This window comes from Streptomyces sp. NPDC048442, from assembly GCF_040651475.1.
In the GTDB taxonomy this organism is placed as follows: Bacteria; Actinomycetota; Actinomycetes; order Streptomycetales; family Streptomycetaceae; genus Streptomyces.
Map to the genome: position 1 here is coordinate 176358 of NZ_JBEZKB010000011.1, position 18755 is coordinate 195112.

The window sequence follows — 18755 nt, forward strand, 5'->3', positions numbered from 1 at the left end:
GATGCAATGGACACGCAGCCAGAAGACATCCGCGCCGACGACGTCCGGACGGCCGCTGTCAGCGCGGAAGACGTCCGGGCGGCCGCCGTCGGCGCCTGGGAGAGCGTGCTGGGCCACACCGGCCTCGCCGACGACGCGGACTTCTTCGAGAGGGGCGGCGACTCGATCGGCGGGGCCCGTCTGATGGCCGCCCTGCGCGGCCGGTTCGGCGAGGAGCTGCCGCTCACGCTGATCTTCTTCCACCCCGTGCTGGAGGAGTTCACCGAGGCGCTGGCCGAGGCGGTGCACAAGCTGCCCGCCCGCCCGGAAGCCGCCGCCCCCGGGACCGGCGCGGCGCCCGTGCCGGACGTACTGCCGCTCTCTCCCGAGCAGGAGGCCCAGTGGGTCGCCGAGCAGGTCACCCCCGGCAACCTCGCCTACACCGAACTGCTCTCGCTGCGCCTGACCGGTCCGCTGGACGCCGACCGGCTGCAGTCGGCCCTCGACCGGCTGGTGGTACGGCACGAGGCGCTGCGCACCCGTTTCCCCGCCGACCTCGAAGGAAAGCCCGTCCAGGAGATCCGGCCGGCCGACGACGCGCCGCGCCTGACGCTGGTACGGCGGGACGCGGAGGACGAGGACGAGGCACGCGCCTACGCCCTCGACCGGCTGACCGAGCCCTTCGACCTGGCAGTCGGGCCGCTGCTGCGACCGCACCTGGTCCGGCTCTCCCCCACCGACCACGTCTTCCTGCTGTACTCCCACCACATCGTCGCCGACGGGCCGACGATGGAGGTGCTGTGCGCGGAACTGGCCACTCTCTACACGGGCCGCGAGCCGGCCGCCGAGGCTCCCTCGTACGCGCAGTACACCCTGCAGCAGCAGAGCCAGGACCTGGACGCCCAACTCGCCTACTGGCGTGAGCAGTTGACCGACGCGGCCGAGCTGGAGCTGCCGCTGGACCGCCCCCGCCCCGAGGTGCGCGACACCGCGGGCCGCAGGTTCCGCTTCGCCGTGCCCGGCGCCGTCAGGGACGGGCTGGACGCGCTGGCGCGCGAGCAGCGGGCGACCCGCTTCACGGTGCTGCTCGCCGCTTTCCAGGTACTGCTCGGCCGCTGGGCCGGCAGCGAGGACGTGGTGGTCGGGTCTCCGGTGACCTCGCGGTCGCGGCCCGGTCTTGAGCAGATGGTGGGCTCGCTGGTCAACATGGTCGCCTTCCGCGGCGACCTCGGCGGCGACCCCACCTTCCGGGAGCTGCTCGACCGCACCCGGCAGGCCGGGTTCGGCGCGATGGCCCACAGCGACGTGCCGTTCGGGCGGGTGCTGACCGAACTGGCGGTGGAGCGGGAAGGGGCCCGGCCGCCGCTCTTCTCCACCACGCTGATATCCCAGCCGACCCCGCCGGCCATCCGCGCCGACCTGGGCGAGGTCGCGGGCGTCTTCTTCCCGGTGCCGCGTCAGCACGCCACGTACGACTTCAGCCTGTACGTCTGGGAGGCCCCGGAGGAGCTGCTCGTCGACGTCGAGTACGCCACGTCCCTCTTCGACGAGGCGACGGTACGCCGCTTCGCGGACCGGTTCGGCGCGCTGCTGGAGGCGGTGACGGCCACCCCCGACCGGCCGCTGTCCGCGCTGGAGACCGTGCCGGCGGCGGAGCTGCGGCAGGTGCTGCACGAGTGGAACGACACCGGGGCCGACCTCGGTCCCGACGCCTGCGTCCACGAGCTGTTCGAGGAGCAGGCCGCGGCCACCCCGGACCGCACCGCCGTGATCGGTGCGGACCGCAGCCTCAGCTACGCCGAACTGGACGCGGAGGCCGAGCAGTTGGCGGTCCGGCTGCGCGAGCTGGGGGCCGGTCCCGAGACGGTGGTCGCGGTCTGCCTGGAGCGCTCGGTGCAGCTGCTGGTCACCCTGCTCGCCGTACTGAAGGCGGGCGGCGCCTATCTGCCGCTCGGCCCCGACTGGCCCGAGCAGCGCAGGGACTTCATGACGGCCGACGCGGGCGCCGAGCTGCTGGTGGACGCCTCGGGCGCCCGGCGCTGCGACGGCGGACCGGCCGGGACGGCCCCGGCCGGCGGCCGCCCTGGCCCCGGCAACCTCGCCTACGTGCTCTACACCTCGGGCTCCACCGGTGCGCCCAAGGGCGTCATGGTCCCGCACCGCGCCGTCGTCAACCGGCTCCGCTGGATGCGCAGGGACTGCGGGCTGGGCGCCGGGGACGTGGTGCTCCAGAATGCCGTCCCCACCTTCGACTACGCGGTGTGGGAGCTCTTCGGGCCGCTGCACATGGGCGCGACGGTGGTGCTGCCCGGCGCGGAGGGCCACCGCGACTTCAGCGAGCTGACCGGGCTGATCGTCGAGCACGGCGTGACCGTGGCGCACTTCATCCCCTCGCTGCTGCGGCACTTCGTGGAGGAGCCCGAAACCGCGAAGTGCACCGGGCTGCGGGTGCTGTTCAGCGGCGGTGAGCAGCTGGACCCTGCGCTGGCCGCCAGGGTGCGGGAGGTCCTGCCGGGGGTGCGCGTGTTCAACGCGTACGGGCCGACCGAGGCCGCCGTGGACGTCACCTGCTGGCCGGTGCCCGAGCGGCCCGTCTCCGTGGCCATCGGCCCTCCCGCCGCCAACACCACGTGTTACGTGCTGGACGAGCGGATGCGCCCCCAGCCGATCGGCGTCCCCGGCGAGCTGTACCTCGGCGGGGTCCAGTTGGCCCGTGGCTACCGCGGGCAGCCCGGCACGACCGCCGACCGGTTCGTCCCCGACCCGTTCGGCCCGGCCGGCGGGCGGCTCTACCGCACCGGCGACCGGGCGCGCTGGCGCCCTGACGGGGCGCTGGACTACGTGGACCGCGTCGACCGCCAGGTCAAGATCCGCGGCGTCCGGGTGGAGCCGGGCGAGGCGGAGGCCGTGCTGCTCGGCCACCCCGCGGTCCGCGAGGCGGCCGTGGTGGCCGCGCCGGGCAACGGCGGGCTGCGGCTCGTCGCGTACTACTGCGGCAGTCCGGCGGGCGGTGAGCAGGAGCTGCGGGACCATCTCGCCGCGCGGCTGCCCGAGTTCGCCGTACCGGCCCTCTACATGGAGCTGCCCGGCGGCCTGCCGGTGCTCTCCAGCGGCAAGCTGGACCGCGGCGCCCTGCCCGAGCCCGAGCGGCCCCAGCCCGTCACCGTCTCGGCCGGCGACTCCACGCCGCCGCTCGGCGCGCGCGAGCTGATGCTCGCGGCCCTGTGGTCCGAGGTGCTCGGGGTGGACCGGATCAGCCGGGAGGACAGCTTCTTCCAGCTCGGCGGCGACTCCATCCTGGGCATCCAGATGGTCGCCAGGGCGCGCAGGGCGGGCATCGAGGTGACGGTTCCGGCGCTCTTCCGGCACCCGACCCTCGCGGCGCTGGCCGAGACCGCCGCAGCCGCGGCCGCCGCGAAGGACAGCGGCGTCGTAAGCGGTCCGACCCCCGTCCCGGCGGGCAGCCGCACCCGCTTCCCGCTGACGCCGCTGCAGCGGGAGATGCTGCGGGAGGCCGTGCAGGCCCCGGGCCGCGGGACGTACATCGTGCCCGCCGAACTGCTGCTGGAGGGCGAGATCGACCCGGAGGCGATGCGCACCGCGTTCCGCCGCCTGGTCGAGCGCAACCCGGTGCTGCGCACCTCGGTGGCGCTGCACGAGCAGCCGGAGCGCTGCGAGCAGACGGTGCACCCCGCCACCGAGCCGTCCTTCCGCTACGAGGACTGGAGCGCGTATCCGCCCGATGAGCAGGAGCGCAGGCGCCGCGACCTGCTGGAGGAGGAGTGGCGGGCCGGTTTCCCGCCGGAGGCCACCCAGCTGAGCCGCATGATCATCCTTCGGCTGAGCGAGCACCGCTGCGCCATGGTGTGGACCCGGCACAACGTGCTGCTCGACGGCTGGAGTTTCGCCCAGCTCTACGACGAGCTGCTGGAGCTGCACGCGGCGGTGCGCACCCACAGCCCCGAGCCGCCGGCCGATCCCCGCGAGTGCTTCAGCAGTTACGTCGAGTGGCTGGGCTCCCGGCAGCAGGAGGCCGCGGAGCGCCTGTGGGAGGAGCAGCTGCGTGAGCTCTCCCCGCGGGCGGTCTTCTCGCCCGAGGCAGTACCCTCCCCGCAGCCGTACGGGGAGCTCCGCTTCCCGCTCCCCCAGCAGGCGGAGGCTTTCGTACGGGATCAGGGCCTCACGATCAGCACCCTGCTGGAGGCCGCCTGGGCCGCCGTACTGGCACGGCGCACGGGCACGCCGGACGTCCAGTACGGTCTGGTCTTCTCCGCCCGTGAGGCCGAGGTCCACGACGTGGAGCGGATGCTGGGCCTGATGATCAATACGCTGCCGTCCGGGCTGCGGCTCGACCCCGGGCAGACCGTGGGCGGCTGGATGAAGGAGCTTCACCAGCGCGGCGCCCGGCTCAAGGAGCTGTTCACGGCCGATCTCGGGGTACTGCAGGAGCGTTCCGGCACCGCCGGGGCCCTGTGGGACACCCTGCTGATCATCCACAACTACCCGCACAACTTCCAGGACGTGCCGGCCGGCGGGCTGAGGGTGGTCGACACCGCGGGATTCTCCCGGGTGGGGGCCGCGCTCATCGTCTCGGTGGACGTCAAACCGCTGCGGCTCGCCATGATCTACGACGAGGCCAGGGCCGAGGAGTCGGTGGTGCGGGAGCTGGCGGCCGAGTTGGTCGAGGTGCTCGAACGGATGACGGCGGGCCCGGACCGGAAGGTCGGGGATCTCCTCGGGTAGTGCCGTCGGCGCGGACGGCGCCGGGGCCGGTGGGAGAGGCGAACTGCCTCTCCCACCGGCCCCGGGGACTCGCGTCAGGACTGCCGGGCAGCCCGTAGGTCGCCTTCGACCGCCGCGGTGATCAGCGGGAAGGACTCCGGCTCGAAGAACGCCTCCTCGCCACTGGGCAGCATCCTCAGCCGGAACCGGTCGGTGGTGTGCTGCTTCCAGCCGGCCACGGACTCCGGCGGTACGACCTCGTCGTACTCGCCGGTGAACGCGGAGACCGGGCAGCGCACCACGGAGTGCTCGTCCTTGGCCGCGTAGCGCTCGACGAGGCGGCAGTCCGCCCGGTAGCTCGGCAGCATCAGTTCGAGGAACAGCGGGTCGGACTTGAGCGGGCTGTTCTCCCGCACCCGCGTCGGATCCGCGAGGAACTGCTCGTCGGTGAGCTGCTCGTCGGTCACCGCGGGAGGGGTCAGGAGATGCGGGGCACTCTCCGCCGAGACGAACAGGGCGACCGGCCCGGGAAGCGCGGGCTCGGTCCGCTCCAGATGGGCCGCCAACTCAAAAGCGATCAGCGATCCCATGCTGTGCCCGAAGAACGCGAACGGCACGTCCAGGTAGCCCCGCAGCGCGGTGGCCAGCTGAGCGACCAGTTCGTCGACGTCGGACACGGCCGGCTCGGCCAGCCGGCCCTCCCGGCCCGGGGTCTGCACCAGTACCGGCTCGACCTCGGGTCCGAAAGTGTCCGCGAGCGCCCGGTAACCGGACGCTCCCTTACCGGCGTAGGGGAGGAAGAACAGCCGGGTGGCCGTCTCGCTCCCCGGCCGCCGATAGGCAATCCACTTGTCTTTCTTGTCTTTCTTGTCCTTCGCGGCGCCGGTCATGTCGCTAGACCTGCGTCTCCATCGCACGACGCAGGCTCAGAGGCCGCATATCGGTCCACACCTCGGCGATATGACTGAGGCACTCTTCCTTTGTGCCGGTGACACCGTCGGCACGCCAGCCGTCCGGTATGTCCTTCTCCTGCGACCAGACCGAATACTGCTCCTCGTCATTGAGGACCACGGAAAACAGACCCTGCTCGCTCATACGAACCTCCAGATAGGACTGAATTCAACTGTCTCGGACGGGACAGCCGATCTTGATCTAGAAGCTAACAGCACCGCCCCCGGGCGGCAAGGCTCCACGGACAGTCGACCGAAACTTCTGCGGCCACGAAATAACGAGCCAAATTTCATTGTGGTCGCGCAGTCGAATCTTTAGACTTGCACCGCTGCTCCTTCTCCGCACCACACCATCGTGGCGGAGGAGTCGAGACCGGAGAGACCCACAGGAAGCGGAATCCACCTTTCAGGAAGGATTCCGCCACTGCATACTTCACTCACGAGGGGATGAATGATATGGACGAGGTATTCGCGGAGGTCCACGAGATTCGGGAAACCCTTCCGGAGCGAGCACTGTTCCGGGACGAAATCACCCTGAAGGAACTTTCCACGAAACTCGAAGGCAGCCGCTCCCTGCGCAGGCTGCCCGCCGTCCAGGCACTCCTGGAGGACATCCGCTCCTTCAAGGCCGGCAACCGTCTGGAAGCCGTCAAGGAGCACATCAACACCCGCCGGGACAACCACATCTTCTCCCTCTTCGACGCCTCCTACTTCCCCAGGCTGAACCTGGACTACCTGGCCTACGAAACGCTTCCCACGGACCCCTACCTGGCAGACCGGTACGCGAGCAACACCATGCCCGTAAACATCGTCGGCGCCACCAAGGGATTCCATTCGCGGGTCGTGGTGGCGCTCTTCCCGGAAAACCACATCGACGGAATCCAGAAGCCCGAGGACCTCATCTTCTACTTCGTCGACAAATTCGTCGAACGGCACAACCGAATAACCCGTAAAATGATCGACGCGGTAATGGAACCGGGCAGTTTCCCGCGAATTCAGGGAGCCTCCGACAAGAAGGTCGAACAGGCGGCCTCCTGGTGGGTGCGGCTTCACGAGTACCACCATCAGCAGGGCGACATGCCCATTCCCGACTTCCTTTCGTCAAAGAAGATGAAGCCGCTGGCAGGCCTCGAAGAACTGCGGGTCGACGTGTCCGGGATGCTCGCCTGCCTCCATGACGAGAACCTCCCCCGGGCCGAGGCCATGGCTGCCTACGAGTTCATCCTCGCGGAGCGCCTGCTGCGCTACGCCGTCGAAGGCATTCCCCGCCCCAATTACGACGCGGTGGCTTCCCAGCTCCTCTTCAACTACCTCACGGAGCACAAGGGAATCCGCCTCGCCAACGGGCGGATCACGCTCTTGGCCGACCTCCCGATCGTGCTCGCGGCCTTCCTCAAGGAAATCCAGACCATCGAGAGCCGGATCCACACGGAGCCCGTGGACGCGGTCAAGAAGCAGCTCCTCGAATTCACCAACGCCTACACGGTCTTCGACGCCGAGGCACGCGACTACCAGCACATCCCTTACTTCGCCGAGATCAAGCAGCGCCTCGGTGTGTGACCGAAGGACCAGACCCGCCGTATCCCTCCCACCCCACACCGAGACCGAGTCGGAGGCTGTTTCGTGACGGTGCCCGCACAACGACGCACAGCAGTGGGCGCGCAGGACTACCGCGAGGCCATGTCGCTGCTCGCGGTGCCGGTCTGCGTCGTCACCACGCGCCAGGACGGAGAGAACTGGGGCTTCACCGCGAGCACCGTGACGGGTATTTCCCTCGACCCGCCGCTCGTCTCGGTCTCAGTGGCCAGATCGTCCAGCTGTCACAGTGCGCTGACCCTGGCCCCGGAGTTCGTGATCAACGTTCTCGGCGACCACCAGCGCCACCTCGCCACGCGCTTCTCCACCCGGGACATAGACCGTTTCGCGGACGAGGGAATCTCCACCCTGCCCGGCACGGAGCTCCCCGTGGTCACCGATGCGAGCGCCGTCTACCGGTGCACCCGTCAGGACGTCGTCCCGGTCGGTGACCACGACCTGTTCATCGGCGAGCTGACGGACGTCCGGCTCCGTACGGAAGCAGCGCTCCCGCTCACCTGGTACCGCCGCGCCTTCCACCGACCCGACCCGTACGCCGGCCCCCGCCCCCGTGCCGCGGCGGCCGTACAGCCTTCCCCGCAGCAGAGGTGGACCCAGTGAATCCCTCCCCCAGGTGCCCGTACCAGGGCGGCGCCGGAACGACGACCGACCCGTGCCGCGACTACCTGGGCCTGAGGGAGGACGAGCCCGTCCGCTGGGACGAGGATCTCGAACTGTGGTTCGTCACTGGATTCCGCGAAGCGACCGACCTCCTCCGCAACCCTTCGCTCTCCTCCGCGTGGCCGGAGCGCGGAAGCACCCCTCTCCACGCGGTGGCCGACGGCGCGGACGGCGACGGAGCACGCACCTCGGGGCTCGTACGCAAGTGGTTCATGTTCAACGACAATCCGGCACACGGCCGTGCCCGGCGGCTGGTCGCCCCGCTCTTCTCGGCCGACCGCGTAGCCGCGCACCAGCCCTTCATCAAGGAACAGGTCGACGAGCTGCTGTCCCGGCACGACACCTCCCTCGAAGTCATGGAGGACCTCGCCGTCCCCCTCTCGGGCCGGGTCATCTGCCGGATCCTCGGCCTCGACGCAGCCGTCGCACCGCACCTGGAGCCATGGGCCATGGACGTCGCAGCGCTGCTGGTGGCGGACTACCTGCCCGAGGTGGTCACCAGAGGACACGCCGCCCTTGAGGACATGACCGGACTCATCGACCGGGCCCTCGAAGGGGAACTCCCGGAGGATTCCGCCCTGCACCTCCTGCGGACGGCGCACCAGAGCGGTGAGATCGAGCTCCAGGACGTCTGGGCCACGGCGACCTTCCTCATCTACGCGGGGTTCGAGACGACGTCGTCCTTCATCGGCAAGGCCGTGCGCTCGATTCTCCACACGGGCTCCTGGGAGCAGTTGTACAAGGCCGACATCGGCCCCGCAGTGGAGGAACTGCTGCGCTTCGACACCTCGGTCCAACAGGTGGCGAGGGTCGCGACGGACACGGTCGAGGTGGCCGGGCAGCAGATAGCAGCCGGCGACCTGGTCCTCATCATGCTCGGCACCGCCAACCGCGACGGAGAGGTGTTCGGCCGGCCCGACCACCTCGACCACGAGCGCCGGATCAAGCGGCACCTCGGTTTCGGCCACGGCGCCCACTACTGCCTGGGCGCGGGCCTCGCCCGCCTGGAGGCCCAGCACGCCCTCGAAGGCCTGCGCGACAAGTGGGACACCCTCCGTTTCCTGGAGCCGCCCAGGACGCGCTCCCATTTTGGAATCACCGTCCTGGAACACCTGGTGGTGGCAGGCGCCCGGCCGTAATCGTTCCGCCCGGGAAGGCCCCCGCGCGAGCTGGCCCCCGCGCGGGCCGGCTTCACACCCTGCGCACGACGTGCAGCAGGTACTCCCTGCGGTGCAGCGGGTTGTGGTCGGTGCGCGGCCTCGCCGGGGGCCGCCGTGCGCCGGTCACCGGCCGGTGACGGGCGAAGGAGGATTCCCACAGTCCCTCTCCGCCGGTGAGGCCGGGGAGCCGGCGTTCCAGCGCGTGGACGGAGGCCGCCGGGATTTCCCCGGTCAGCCGGTAGCCGTACCGCTCGGCCCGCGGCGGTGTGGGCACCGCACGCAGTCGGGCCAGGAGCGGGAGGACCTGTCCGAGCGCTCCGGCGGGGACTTCGAGGCGGAAGTCGTGCATCGGCTCCCGCACCGTCGTCCCGGCCCGGCGCAGGGCGGTCATCAGGACCAGCGGGGTGAGGCGGCGGAAGTCTCCGGCGGCGCTCAGGATCGAGTTGTATCCGCTGTGCGTCAGCGTGACGGCGCAGTCGCTCACCTGCCAGCCGTACAGGCCCTGCTGGAGGGTCGCCCGTACGGTGTCCTCGACCGCGCGCATGAACGCGTAGGGCATGGAGCCGAGTTCGACGCCGAGCCGGTAGTCCACGCCGCTCCCCGCCGGGCCCGGTTCCACGCGCAGTCCGACGGTCGCGAAGAACGGATTTCCGTCCTCCCCCATCGTTTCGTGTGCCTGTCCTGAGCCTTCGACACGCTCCTGGTGGATGGTGGTCGTCGCGGAGAACGAGACGGGGATCCCGTATTCCTCGGCGAGCGTCGCTTCGATGACCTCCTTCTGCACCTCCCCGTACAGCGAGACGGAGATCTCGCGCCGGATCTCGTCGTGCCGCAGCCCGATCAGCGGGTCCTGCTCGGCGAGTTGTACGAGCGCGGAGTGCAGGGCGGAGCGGTCGCCGGGGCGGACCGGATCGACGACGGTCTCCAGGGTGGGCGGGGCGAAGTGGCGGCCTGCCGTCGTACGCGGTCCTGGCGCGCCGACGGTGTCTCCCACGCGTACGTCGGAGAGGCCGAGCAACTGGCCGATCCGCCCAGCCGCGAGCGCCCCGGTGCGGGCGACCGTACCCTCGGCGAACACCCGCAGCCCGGTCACCCGGCCCTCGCGGGCCTTCCCCCGCCCTTGTTGGAGAGTCACGTGGTCGCGTACGCGCACCGCTCCCTCGAACAGCCGGACGTATGCGGCCCGTTCCCCGGACGCGTCCCGCTCGACCTTGAAGACCGTGCCCGACACCGGCCCGCCCGGGTCTCCCCCGGCGCGCGGCAGCAGTTCCCCGATGCCCCGGGCGAGGGCGTCGATGCCGGCGCCCGTGACGGCCGAACCGAAGAACACCGGGTGGATTTCGGCCCGTTGGGTCTGTCGCAGGAGTTCCTGGTGCAGCCGGGCGGGCAGCAGGGGCTGCGGCAGGGCGTCCAGATACGCCGCCAGCACGGTGTCGTCCTGTTCCGCGAGGCACTGGCCGAGGCGGTCCGCGAAGTCCGCGTCCCCCGCCGCGTACGGATGGAACGACGCGGCAGGCAGGCCGGCGTCACCCACCGTTCCCAGCGGGGCGAGAGCGGGGGTGAGCCTGTCGCCGAGGGAGCGGAGCAGGTCGGTGTCCCCGGCTCCCCTGCGGTCGATCTTGTTGACGAAGATCAGGGTGGGGATACGCAGCCGCCGCAGGGTGCGCATCAGGACACGGGTCTGCGCCTGGACACCCTCGACGGCCGACACCACCAGCACGGCGCCGTCGAGCACGCCGAGTACCCGTTCCACCTCGGCGATGAAGTCGGGGTGTCCGGGGGTGTCGATGAGGTTGACCGTACGGCCGCCGAGCGCGAACGACACGACGGCGGACTTGATGGTGATCCCGCGCCGGCGTTCCAGCGCGAGGCTGTCTGTGTGGGTGGATCCGGCGTCGACGCTGCCGATCTCGTCGATGACACCGGCGAAGTGCAGGAGCCGTTCGGTGAGGCTCGTCTTGCCCGCGTCCACATGGGCGAGGATGCCCAGGTTGAGGGAGTCAGCCGCGGTCGGGGAGGAGACGGGGTGCGCGTGGGCGCCCGTTGAGGTGTGCGTTTCCGTGTGCACTGACAATCCGGTTCTCTGAAGAGGTGGGGATGACCTTCGGAGGGAACTCGGAGCGTCGGCGCATGTGATGTCTCCTTGCGGGGGCTTGCGGATTGCTCGTCGCACGATGCAGCAGGCGGGCCGGGGGTGCAATCGAATTACGCCGCGTGGGTTCCTCTTGCGCGGCGCAGCGGCTGGACGGTCGGCGGGGGTTCTCGGACTGGCGTCCCAAGAGTGAATCCACCGTCCTCGCCGCACTCCACGTGACGAGTCGGTGACATGCTGTTCGCGTTGATCGGATCAGCGCACAGCGCACCGCGTCGCTGTGATGCCCCGCAACTCGCCGCTCCCACCGGCCTTCTGGCCGTTGGGGCGGTACCGGGGCGCTCAGGGCATCACCCCCTGTCGACAGAGTGAGGGGGGAGGCGCGAGGTGCCCAGGGGGAAGGCATGAGCATGCAGCAGGCAGTAGACGCGCCGTCCCCGTCCACCGCGGATCTTCCGCATCAGGACAACGGCGGGCCCGGCCGGGTGCCGCGGCATGTCGCCTGCGTCATGGACGGCAACGGCCGGTGGGCACAGTCACGGTCGCTGCCGCGCACCTCCGGGCACAGCGCCGCGGAGGCGGCCGTGATCGACGTCATCGAGGCGGCACGGGCGGCCGGCGTGGGGTGGCTGAGCCTGTACGCGTTCTCGACCGAGAACTGGGGCCGGCCGAGCAACGAGGTCGACTTCCTGATGCAGTTGGTACGGCGCGTGGTGCGCAAGCACGCGTTGTTGCTGCACGCACGCGGCATCCGTTGCCGCTTCCTCGGTGTGACCGATCCGCGCATCCCCCCTGCGCTGGCCCAGGACTTCGACGACCTGATGACGCTGACCGGCGACAACCGGGGCATGACACTGACCGTGGCCTTCGACCACGGAGGCCGTCGGGACATCGTCGAGGCCGCACGCTCGCTTCTCCGCAGCAAGACCCCCGCCGACGCCGTCACCGAGCAGACCTTCGCCGACCACCTGCCCTACCCGGACACCCCCGACGTGGACCTGGTGATCCGTACCTCCGGGGAGCAGCGCATCTCGAACTTCATGCTCTGGCAGGTCGCCTATGCCGAGTGGGTCTTCCCGCCCGTCCTGTGGCCCGACTTCCGCGCCCCCCACTTCCTTGAGTGCCTGCACGCCTACCGGCATCGCGATCGCCGCTTCGGCGGCGTGCTGCCGAACGAAATCGGAGCCTCCCGACCGTGACCATCCCCGACGCACACCACCCCGAAGGCGCCACCTTCGGCGAAGCCGCCGCCCAAGAGGCCGGTCCCCAGGACCCCGTAGCGGTTCCGGCCTCGCGGTTCCAGAGCTTCTCCAACGACCCCCGGTGGGCACTGGCCATGATCCGGGCGACGGTCCTGGAAGCCGCACACCCGGCGATCGGGGCGGCTCTCATCGAGAACTCCACATTCGTCGCCCACCCGTGGCGACGCCTGCGCAACACCTTCCTGAGCATGCAGCGCATGGTCGGGGCCGACGACGAGATGCGTGAGCGGGAGGCGGCGCGGCTCAACCGCATGCACGCACGTCTGAAGGGAACGGGCCCTGGAAACCGGCCCTACGACGCGATGGACCCCAGCGCGCGCGCCTGGGTGGTGGCGGCCCTGTTCGAAAGCTCCGTCACCATGTTCCGGCTGAGCGGCCAGCCCCTGGAGCAGTCGTTCATGGAGGAGCTGTACGCCGAATTCCTCGCCGTCCTCGCCACGATGGGGGACGAGCCCGGGTACCTGCCCGGCACTCTTCCCGAGTTCTGGCGGTACTTCGACAAGGTGGTGGAGGAGGAGCTGGAGAACACGGAGGCGATGCGCGTCATCCTGTACAAGCTCTTCGACCACCTCCCCGCGCCCCCTCTGCTGAGCGGACTGCCCACCCTGTGGGCGACCGGCCGCGCCCTCGCCGCTCCCCTGGTCGGGGTGGTCGCCGTGGCTTCGCTCCCCGAGTCGTTCCGCCGCCGTGCGGGTCTGCCCGAGATGCCAGGCGCCCAGACCCTGATGCAGGGCGCCTACTTCGCCGTCGGCCTGACCCGGTTCCTTCCCGCGAGCTGGATCGATCCGGAGTACCTCATCAACCTCCTGGCGCTGTCGCCCGACAGCGACGACCCGCGTGCCAGGACCCTCGCGGCCCTGCACTCCAGGATGAGGCGGGCGGGAGCCCTGCTCCGGCTCATCACCCCGTTTCCCGCGCAACCAGAACCCACCGCCGCAACGCCGCCGTCCGCGTCGCCCAGCGCTTCCGCGCACAGGAAGGACACCGAAGAGTTCTTCCGGGAGGTGCTGGACCAGACCGGCAACGGCTCACTGGACTGGCCCGACCTCGCCGCCATGGCCCGGGAGCTCTCCAGCCGCCTCGACCTGGACGAGCCCGAGGAGACCAGGCTCTACCAGGCCTTCGCTGACTGGTGGCGGGAACTCCAGGCGGCCCTCGACACCGACGGCGACGGCAGCATCAGCGCCGAGGAGTACGCCGCCGCCGCGCCCTCCCTCGCCGGGCCCGCTCTCATCAGGGTCGCCGAGGTCCTCTTCGACGTGACCGACAAGGACGGCAACCAGCACATCGATGCCGACGAGTGCCGCACGCTGTTTCGCACCGCGTTCCGCCGCGACCCGGCCGGAGCCGGCGGCGCGACGTACACCCGTAGTGCCTTCGTGAAGGAGTTCCTGGCGTTCATGTCCGGTCGGCAGCGCACCACCCCGTTCGACCCGCTGCTCGCCGAGGCGTGACGAGGCGGTCGCGCGTGATCAGCGAGACCGGGTGGCGACGCGGAAAACACTGAGCACGGCTTTGTGGTCCGTCGGCCAGGTCCAGTCCGGTTCCAGAAACCTGTCCCGACCGGCCTCCCTCGTACGGACATTGCGCACGATCGAGCGCGAAGGGCCGACGATCACACTGTCCAGGAGCCGGATCCGGCGATCCGGGTGGTAGAAGACGAAGTCGATCCGGTCCCGCTCGTCCGCCTTCGGGGCCCAGGTGAGTTCCTCCACCTTTGCGCCCGGGTTGTCACTCGGCCAGGTGAAGCCCGGGGTACGGACCGGGTCGGGGTGGATCTCGCGGTAGCTGTCGCGGAAACCGGCGTCCTCGACGGCCTTGGTGGTGGACCACTCGATCTGCGCACCGTGGTGGTCGAACAGATTCCGCGTCCTGCGGGTCCAGTCCCGGTGCGAAGGCTCGTTGAAGTCCCCTGCCATGACCGTGAGCCGCCCCCTGCGCCTCTCCTGCGCGGCGTCGGCGAGCACGGTCCTGGTCACGGCGGTACGCCCCGACGCCTCGTTCAGACGGTTGATCAGGGCGGTGTCGGTGATCGGGCCCGTCGGGATCTCGCCCCAGCCGTACTCGGACGTCTCCAGCGGCTCCGGCGTTCCGCCGCCGTAGCCCCGGGGCAGGTAGGTCACGTAGTAGCGGTACTCCAAGTGCCCGGAGTACGCGACCACTTCGGTGCCGCCCACCGAGATCACGGCCTTGGACCAGGACGGGAACGACTGGTGCTCGATGATCGGATACCGCGATATCACCGCGGGGTCGGTGGGATTGGCGTTGTCGTAGTAGGTCAGGCCGCGGGCTGCGAGATCGGACAGCAGGTGCGCGACCCGTTCGGGATTCGACTCGCTGAGCATGACCACGTCCGGGCCGACCGCGGCGACGGTGTCCGCGATGCCGTCGCGGCCGCCCGGCACTCGGCTGCCACCGAGCCAGATGTTGAACTGGAGGATCTTCAGCGTCCGGTGCGGTCCACGGCCACCCGTGCCGGTGGGCCTGGCCTCGGCGGTTCCCGTGCCGGCCACCCCCGCGCCCACCGCGGCACCCACCAGACCGAGCAGTTCACGACGTCTTACCACGCGGAGCCTCCATGTTTCACAGACCGGACGCAGCCGGGCACCGCCCGACGCACTGGTCGGAGTCTTGAGGCAGCCGGCATACGGAACCTGAACGCCCGCCGAACTCTTCGCCGCGCCGGAAGCCGGGGCCATGGTTTTCTACTCCCTTGGTCGTGTTGCCCGGATCACAGGAAAGGGCACACGTGTGACCGTTCACATGTTTCCTGTTCGCGACCATGGCGTGGGTACCATGCGCAGCATCATCCAAATCAAGGGAGTGAACGGTTGTGAGCAGCCAATCAGCCGCCAAGCTCCGCTCGCGGTACGTGGAACAGGTCGCATCGGATCTGGAGGAGAACCGCAGGCGCCAGGAGGAGCTGGCGAAGAGGATCGACCTGCTGAAGCAGGAGGAATCCCTCCTGACGGACATCCTCAACCTCGCCGAGCGGTACGAAGGTTTCGCCGATTCCTCGCGTCTGCCGGAGCAGGCGCAGGACGAACTCCCGGTCGCCAAGGCGAAGACCCGTGTCGGGACGAAGACCCGCGTCGGGGCGAAGGCCCCTGTCGAGGCGAAGGCCGACGCCGAGGAGAAGACCGGCGCCGAGGAGAATGCGCGCCGGCCTCTGCTCGGGAACCTGCTGATGGAACTGCTCGCCGGCCATGACGAGCCCCGTCTGGCACGGGAACTGCGGGACCAGCTTCTGGAGAAGGACCCGAGCCGCAGTCCGACACCACAGGTGGTGCGCAACACCCTTGAGTCGCTGGTCGCCAAGGGGCGAATCCAGCGTCACAAGCAGCAGCGGTCGGTCATGTACACCCTCGTGAAGTCGGCCGACGCCGGCTGAAGTTCCGCCCGGTACCTGCCTGTTCCGACCGCACGCCTGCCCGGTACCTGCCTGTTCCGGCAGCACGCCTGCCGGTCAGCTCAGCTGGCGGCGGACCAGTTCGTGGAACAGGCCGGCCGGGTCGGCGAGCAGTTCGGCGGGCGGGCCCTGCTGGACGATCCGCCCGTCCGCCATGGCGATGACCCGGTCGGCGTCCATGATCGTGGACAGTCGGTGGGCGATCACGACGCGGGTGGCGCGCAGTGCGCGGGTGGATTCGATGACCACCCGCTGCGTTTCGTTGTCCAACGCGCTGGTGGCCTCGTCGAGGAACAGGATGCGCGGCTTGCGGATGAGGGCCTGCGCGATCATCAGACGCTGACGCTGGCCGCCCGAGACGGTGCCACCGCCGTCGGACAGCATGGTGTGCATGCCCATGGGCATGGCCTTGATGTCCTCGGCCAGCCCCGCCATCGCGGCGGCTTCCCATGCCTCCTCCAGCGAGAACGCCTCGGTGCCGCGGATGCAGTCGAGGATCGAGCCGCTGAAGGGCTCGGCGTTCTGCAGGACCACACCGCACTGGCGGCGTACGGCTGCCTGGTCGAGCGCCGCCAGGTCCTGGCCGTCGTACAGCACACTGCCGGAGACGGGAGCGTCGAAGCCGATGAGCAGCCGCAGCAGTGTCGACTTGCCGCAGCCGCTGGCTCCGACGATCGCCACGAACTCCCCCGGCCGGATCTCCAGGCTGACGTCGTCGAGGACCAGGGGTCCGTCGTCGGTGTAGCGGTACGACAGCTGCCTGGCCGCCACGGCGCCGCTCAGCACGCCCGGCGGCGTGCTGGATCCGCGGATCTCGGGGGCCTCCCGCAGCAGGGGCTTGACCTGCTCGTACATGGGCAGCACGGCGGCGGCCGAGAGGAGCGCGCCGGACAGTTGGGTGACCGAGGACAGCAGCATGGTGACGGCGGTGCTGAAGGTGAGGAACTCGCCGGCGGACATGGTGCCGCGGGCCGGTCCTGCGAGCAGCATGAACATCACCAGTGTGCACAGCGGCAGATGGACCGCGCCGATCACCGTGGCGAGGTTCTGGATCCGGCCGGCCCGCTGCTGCAGTTCGCGGGTACGGGCGAACTCCCGTGCCCAGGCGGCGTAGGCGAAGCTCTCCGCCGCCGCGACACGCAGCTTCGGCAGCCCGCGCAGGGTCTGGAACGCCTGGTTGTTGAGCTTGTTGCCGAGAGTGATCAGCCGTCGCTGGTAGCGCAGTTGCCACAGCCCCAGGCCCAGCAGCACGGCCGCGATGACGAGCAGCATGGCGACCGCCACCAGCGCCAGCGGGACGCTGTAGACGAGCAGCAGGACGATGTTCATCGTGCCCACCGTGCCCGCCTGCACGCAGACCGGTCCGATGCCGGACAGTACGCGGCGGATGGCGCTGATGCCCATGGCCGCACTGGCCAGTTCGCCCGTGGAACGGCCGGCGAAGAACTTCGTCGGCAGCCGCAGCAGCCGGTCCCACACGGCGGGCTGCAGCGTGGCCTCGATCCGGCCCTCCATGCGGAGCAGGGAGATGTTCTGCAGCAGCATGAATGCGGCGGAGACAACGGCGGTCGCGATGAGCGCGAGGGCGGTCTGCACGATGAGGCCGGTCTCGGCCCTGGGTACGTACTGGCCGAGCACCGTTCCGGTGGCGATGGGCACCAGCGCGCCCAGGAGCACCGCGATCAGCCCGCCCAGAAGGAGGCTGCGCAACTCCCCGCGGGTGCCGCGGACACTGAACCGCAGCAGGGACACCAGACCCGGCTTCCCTTCGGGCAGCGGTCGGTAGAACATGACGGCGCGCGGTTCGTAGACGTCCGCGGTGGTCTCGTCCACACGCTCGCGCCGGCCACCCGGATCGACCGCCTCGTAGCGGCCGCGCCGCCACAGCAGGGCGACGGGGGTGCCGTCCTTCTCGCGCCGGCCCACCAGGGGGCCGCTGTTCTCCCGCCACCACCGCCCGGTCAGCCGGACCGGGCGGGTCCGGATCCGGGAGGCGAGCGCGATGCGTTCGACGGGGTCCGTCCGCTCGGCGGCGGTGCCCGCCTCCGCGGGTTCCGACAGGGTGATGCGGGCCTCGTCGGCGACCTGCCGGCACACGGCGAACGTCGCGTCGGCGCTCGCGCCGTGCCGGTTCGCCCGGCCGGAGCTGCCGATGGAGGACACCAGCGCCCGGTCCGCCTGGGTACGGGCCGCCAGGCCGGCTTCGATGCCCGCCGTCGTACGGTCCTCATGGGCGCGCTCAAGCTGTTCGATCCAGTCGTCCAGGGCGTACAGCAGCCGGTACTGCTGGTCGACCATGCCCTGCCACATCGCCGCGGCGAGCAGGAGGGTGCCGACCGGGTCCGCTTCGTAGGCGGCGCCGTACTGCACGCTGCCCGGGGTGATCTGCATCCACAGGATGTCGTCGTCGGCCCCGCCCTGCTCGGTGGTGGCGGGGCCGTCCAGCGGTGCCTGGTAGAGCACCCGCAGGCCGCGGCCGATGCCGAGCGCGAAGGCGTTCTCCAGGGGGCTGAGCTGTACGCCGGTTTCTGCGTACCCGTACGGCTCCTGGTCGGAGTACCAGGGGCCGCCGTACTCGGGGCGGTGCAGTTCCCGCAGCTCGACGCGGCGCACCAGGCATCCCTGCAAGGGGCGGCCGACCAGGGTGTGTTCGGGGCCCTCGGCCGGGCCGAGCAGCAGCGTGCCCGCCCGCAGCCGGCCCAGGAAGTGCCAGTGTCCGGCCTGGGCGGCGTCGACGGCGAACAGGTCCAGCTCTCCCTGCACGACGAGCCACAGCACGAGCGGGCCCTCCAGGTACAGGTTGCGCAGGCCGGTGCAGTCGACCGGTGTCCCCAGTGTGCCCAGGGCCGCGACCACCGGGTCGGGGTACGGGGCCTGGGCCGGCTGTGCGACGGCACCGACCGTGTCGTGGTAGGGAATCGTCAC

The 18755-nt window shown here is 70.3% G+C and carries 12 protein-coding genes; 7 read left to right on the top strand and 5 right to left on the bottom strand.

The window, feature by feature from the left end; genetic code table 11:
• Nucleotides 1-6: 6 nt before the first annotated feature.
• A complete protein-coding gene (locus AB0D18_RS19045; RefSeq protein WP_362419353.1) occupies nucleotides 7-4722 on the top strand; it encodes an amino acid adenylation domain-containing protein in 4716 nt (1571 codons plus the stop codon).
• A gap of 74 nt (nucleotides 4723-4796) precedes the next feature.
• Here the strand turns inward: AB0D18_RS19045 and AB0D18_RS19050 are convergent, their stop codons facing one another.
• Together AB0D18_RS19050 and AB0D18_RS19055 are read right to left on the bottom strand one after the other, a co-directional pair.
• Entirely contained in the window at nucleotides 4797-5591 is a 795-nt protein-coding gene (locus tag AB0D18_RS19050; RefSeq protein ID WP_362419356.1) for an alpha/beta fold hydrolase, read from the bottom strand.
• 4 nt (nucleotides 5592-5595) lie between these two features.
• On the bottom strand, nucleotides 5596-5796 hold the full coding sequence (locus AB0D18_RS19055) for an MbtH family NRPS accessory protein (RefSeq protein ID WP_362419359.1): 201 nt from the start codon (nucleotides 5794-5796) through the stop codon (nucleotides 5596-5598).
• A gap of 302 nt (nucleotides 5797-6098) precedes the next feature.
• Here AB0D18_RS19055 and AB0D18_RS19060 point away from each other — a divergent pair, with 302 nt between their 5' ends.
• The 3 genes from AB0D18_RS19060 (at nucleotide 6099) to AB0D18_RS19070 (ending at nucleotide 9046) form a co-directional block, all read left to right on the top strand.
• Nucleotides 6099-7211, top strand: coding sequence for a DUF6421 family protein (locus AB0D18_RS19060; RefSeq protein ID WP_362419362.1), 1113 nt, complete (start codon nucleotides 6099-6101; stop codon nucleotides 7209-7211).
• A gap of 63 nt (nucleotides 7212-7274) precedes the next feature.
• Entirely contained in the window at nucleotides 7275-7847 is a 573-nt protein-coding gene (locus tag AB0D18_RS19065; protein WP_362419365.1) for a flavin reductase family protein, read from the top strand.
• The gene (locus tag AB0D18_RS19070) at nucleotides 7844-9046 is read left to right on the top strand and encodes a cytochrome P450 (RefSeq protein ID WP_362419368.1); all 1203 of its coding nucleotides are present in this window, start codon (nucleotides 7844-7846) and stop codon (nucleotides 9044-9046) included. Before AB0D18_RS19065 ends, AB0D18_RS19070 begins: the two co-directional genes overlap by 4 nt.
• Nucleotides 9047-9098: 52 nt before the next feature.
• On the opposite strand, the gene AB0D18_RS19075 is transcribed toward AB0D18_RS19070, so the two are convergent.
• On the bottom strand, nucleotides 9099-11039 hold the full coding sequence (locus tag AB0D18_RS19075) for a translation factor GTPase family protein (protein WP_362419487.1): 1941 nt from the start codon (nucleotides 11037-11039) through the stop codon (nucleotides 9099-9101).
• A 524-nt stretch (nucleotides 11040-11563) separates the two neighbouring features.
• Between AB0D18_RS19075 and uppS the strand changes: the two genes are divergently transcribed.
• Both uppS and AB0D18_RS19085 read left to right on the top strand, forming a co-directional pair.
• Entirely contained in the window at nucleotides 11564-12358 is a 795-nt protein-coding gene (gene uppS / locus AB0D18_RS19080; protein ID WP_362419371.1) for a polyprenyl diphosphate synthase, read from the top strand.
• Between the two features lie 131 nt (nucleotides 12359-12489).
• A complete protein-coding gene (locus AB0D18_RS19085; protein ID WP_362419490.1) occupies nucleotides 12490-13875 on the top strand; it encodes an oxygenase MpaB family protein in 1386 nt (461 codons plus the stop codon).
• Nucleotides 13876-13893: 18 nt separating this feature from the next.
• On the opposite strand, the gene AB0D18_RS19090 is transcribed toward AB0D18_RS19085, so the two are convergent.
• Nucleotides 13894-14988, bottom strand: coding sequence for an endonuclease/exonuclease/phosphatase family protein (locus AB0D18_RS19090; protein WP_362419374.1), 1095 nt, complete (start codon nucleotides 14986-14988; stop codon nucleotides 13894-13896).
• Nucleotides 14989-15254: 266 nt separating this feature from the next.
• On the opposite strand from AB0D18_RS19090, the gene AB0D18_RS19095 reads away from it, so the two are divergent.
• Entirely contained in the window at nucleotides 15255-15812 is a 558-nt protein-coding gene (locus tag AB0D18_RS19095; RefSeq protein ID WP_362419377.1) for a hypothetical protein, read from the top strand.
• A 75-nt stretch (nucleotides 15813-15887) separates the two neighbouring features.
• Here the strand turns inward: AB0D18_RS19095 and AB0D18_RS19100 are convergent, their stop codons facing one another.
• Complete coding sequence (locus AB0D18_RS19100) at nucleotides 15888-18749, bottom strand: NHLP bacteriocin export ABC transporter permease/ATPase subunit (protein ID WP_362419493.1); 2862 nt, start codon at nucleotides 18747-18749, stop codon at nucleotides 15888-15890.
• Nucleotides 18750-18755 lie beyond the last annotated feature (6 nt).

Coding starts and splice junctions, on each gene's coding strand:
- AB0D18_RS19045 (WP_362419353.1), top strand. CDS start 7: ATGGACACGCAGCCAGAAGACATCCGCGCCGACGACGTCCGGACGGCC.
- AB0D18_RS19050 (WP_362419356.1), bottom strand. CDS start 5,591: ATGACCGGCGCCGCGAAGGACAAGAAAGACAAGAAAGACAAGTGGATT.
- AB0D18_RS19055 (WP_362419359.1), bottom strand. CDS start 5,796: ATGAGCGAGCAGGGTCTGTTTTCCGTGGTCCTCAATGACGAGGAGCAG.
- AB0D18_RS19060 (WP_362419362.1), top strand. CDS start 6,099: ATGAATGATATGGACGAGGTATTCGCGGAGGTCCACGAGATTCGGGAA.
- uppS (WP_362419371.1), top strand. CDS start 11,564: ATGAGCATGCAGCAGGCAGTAGACGCGCCGTCCCCGTCCACCGCGGAT.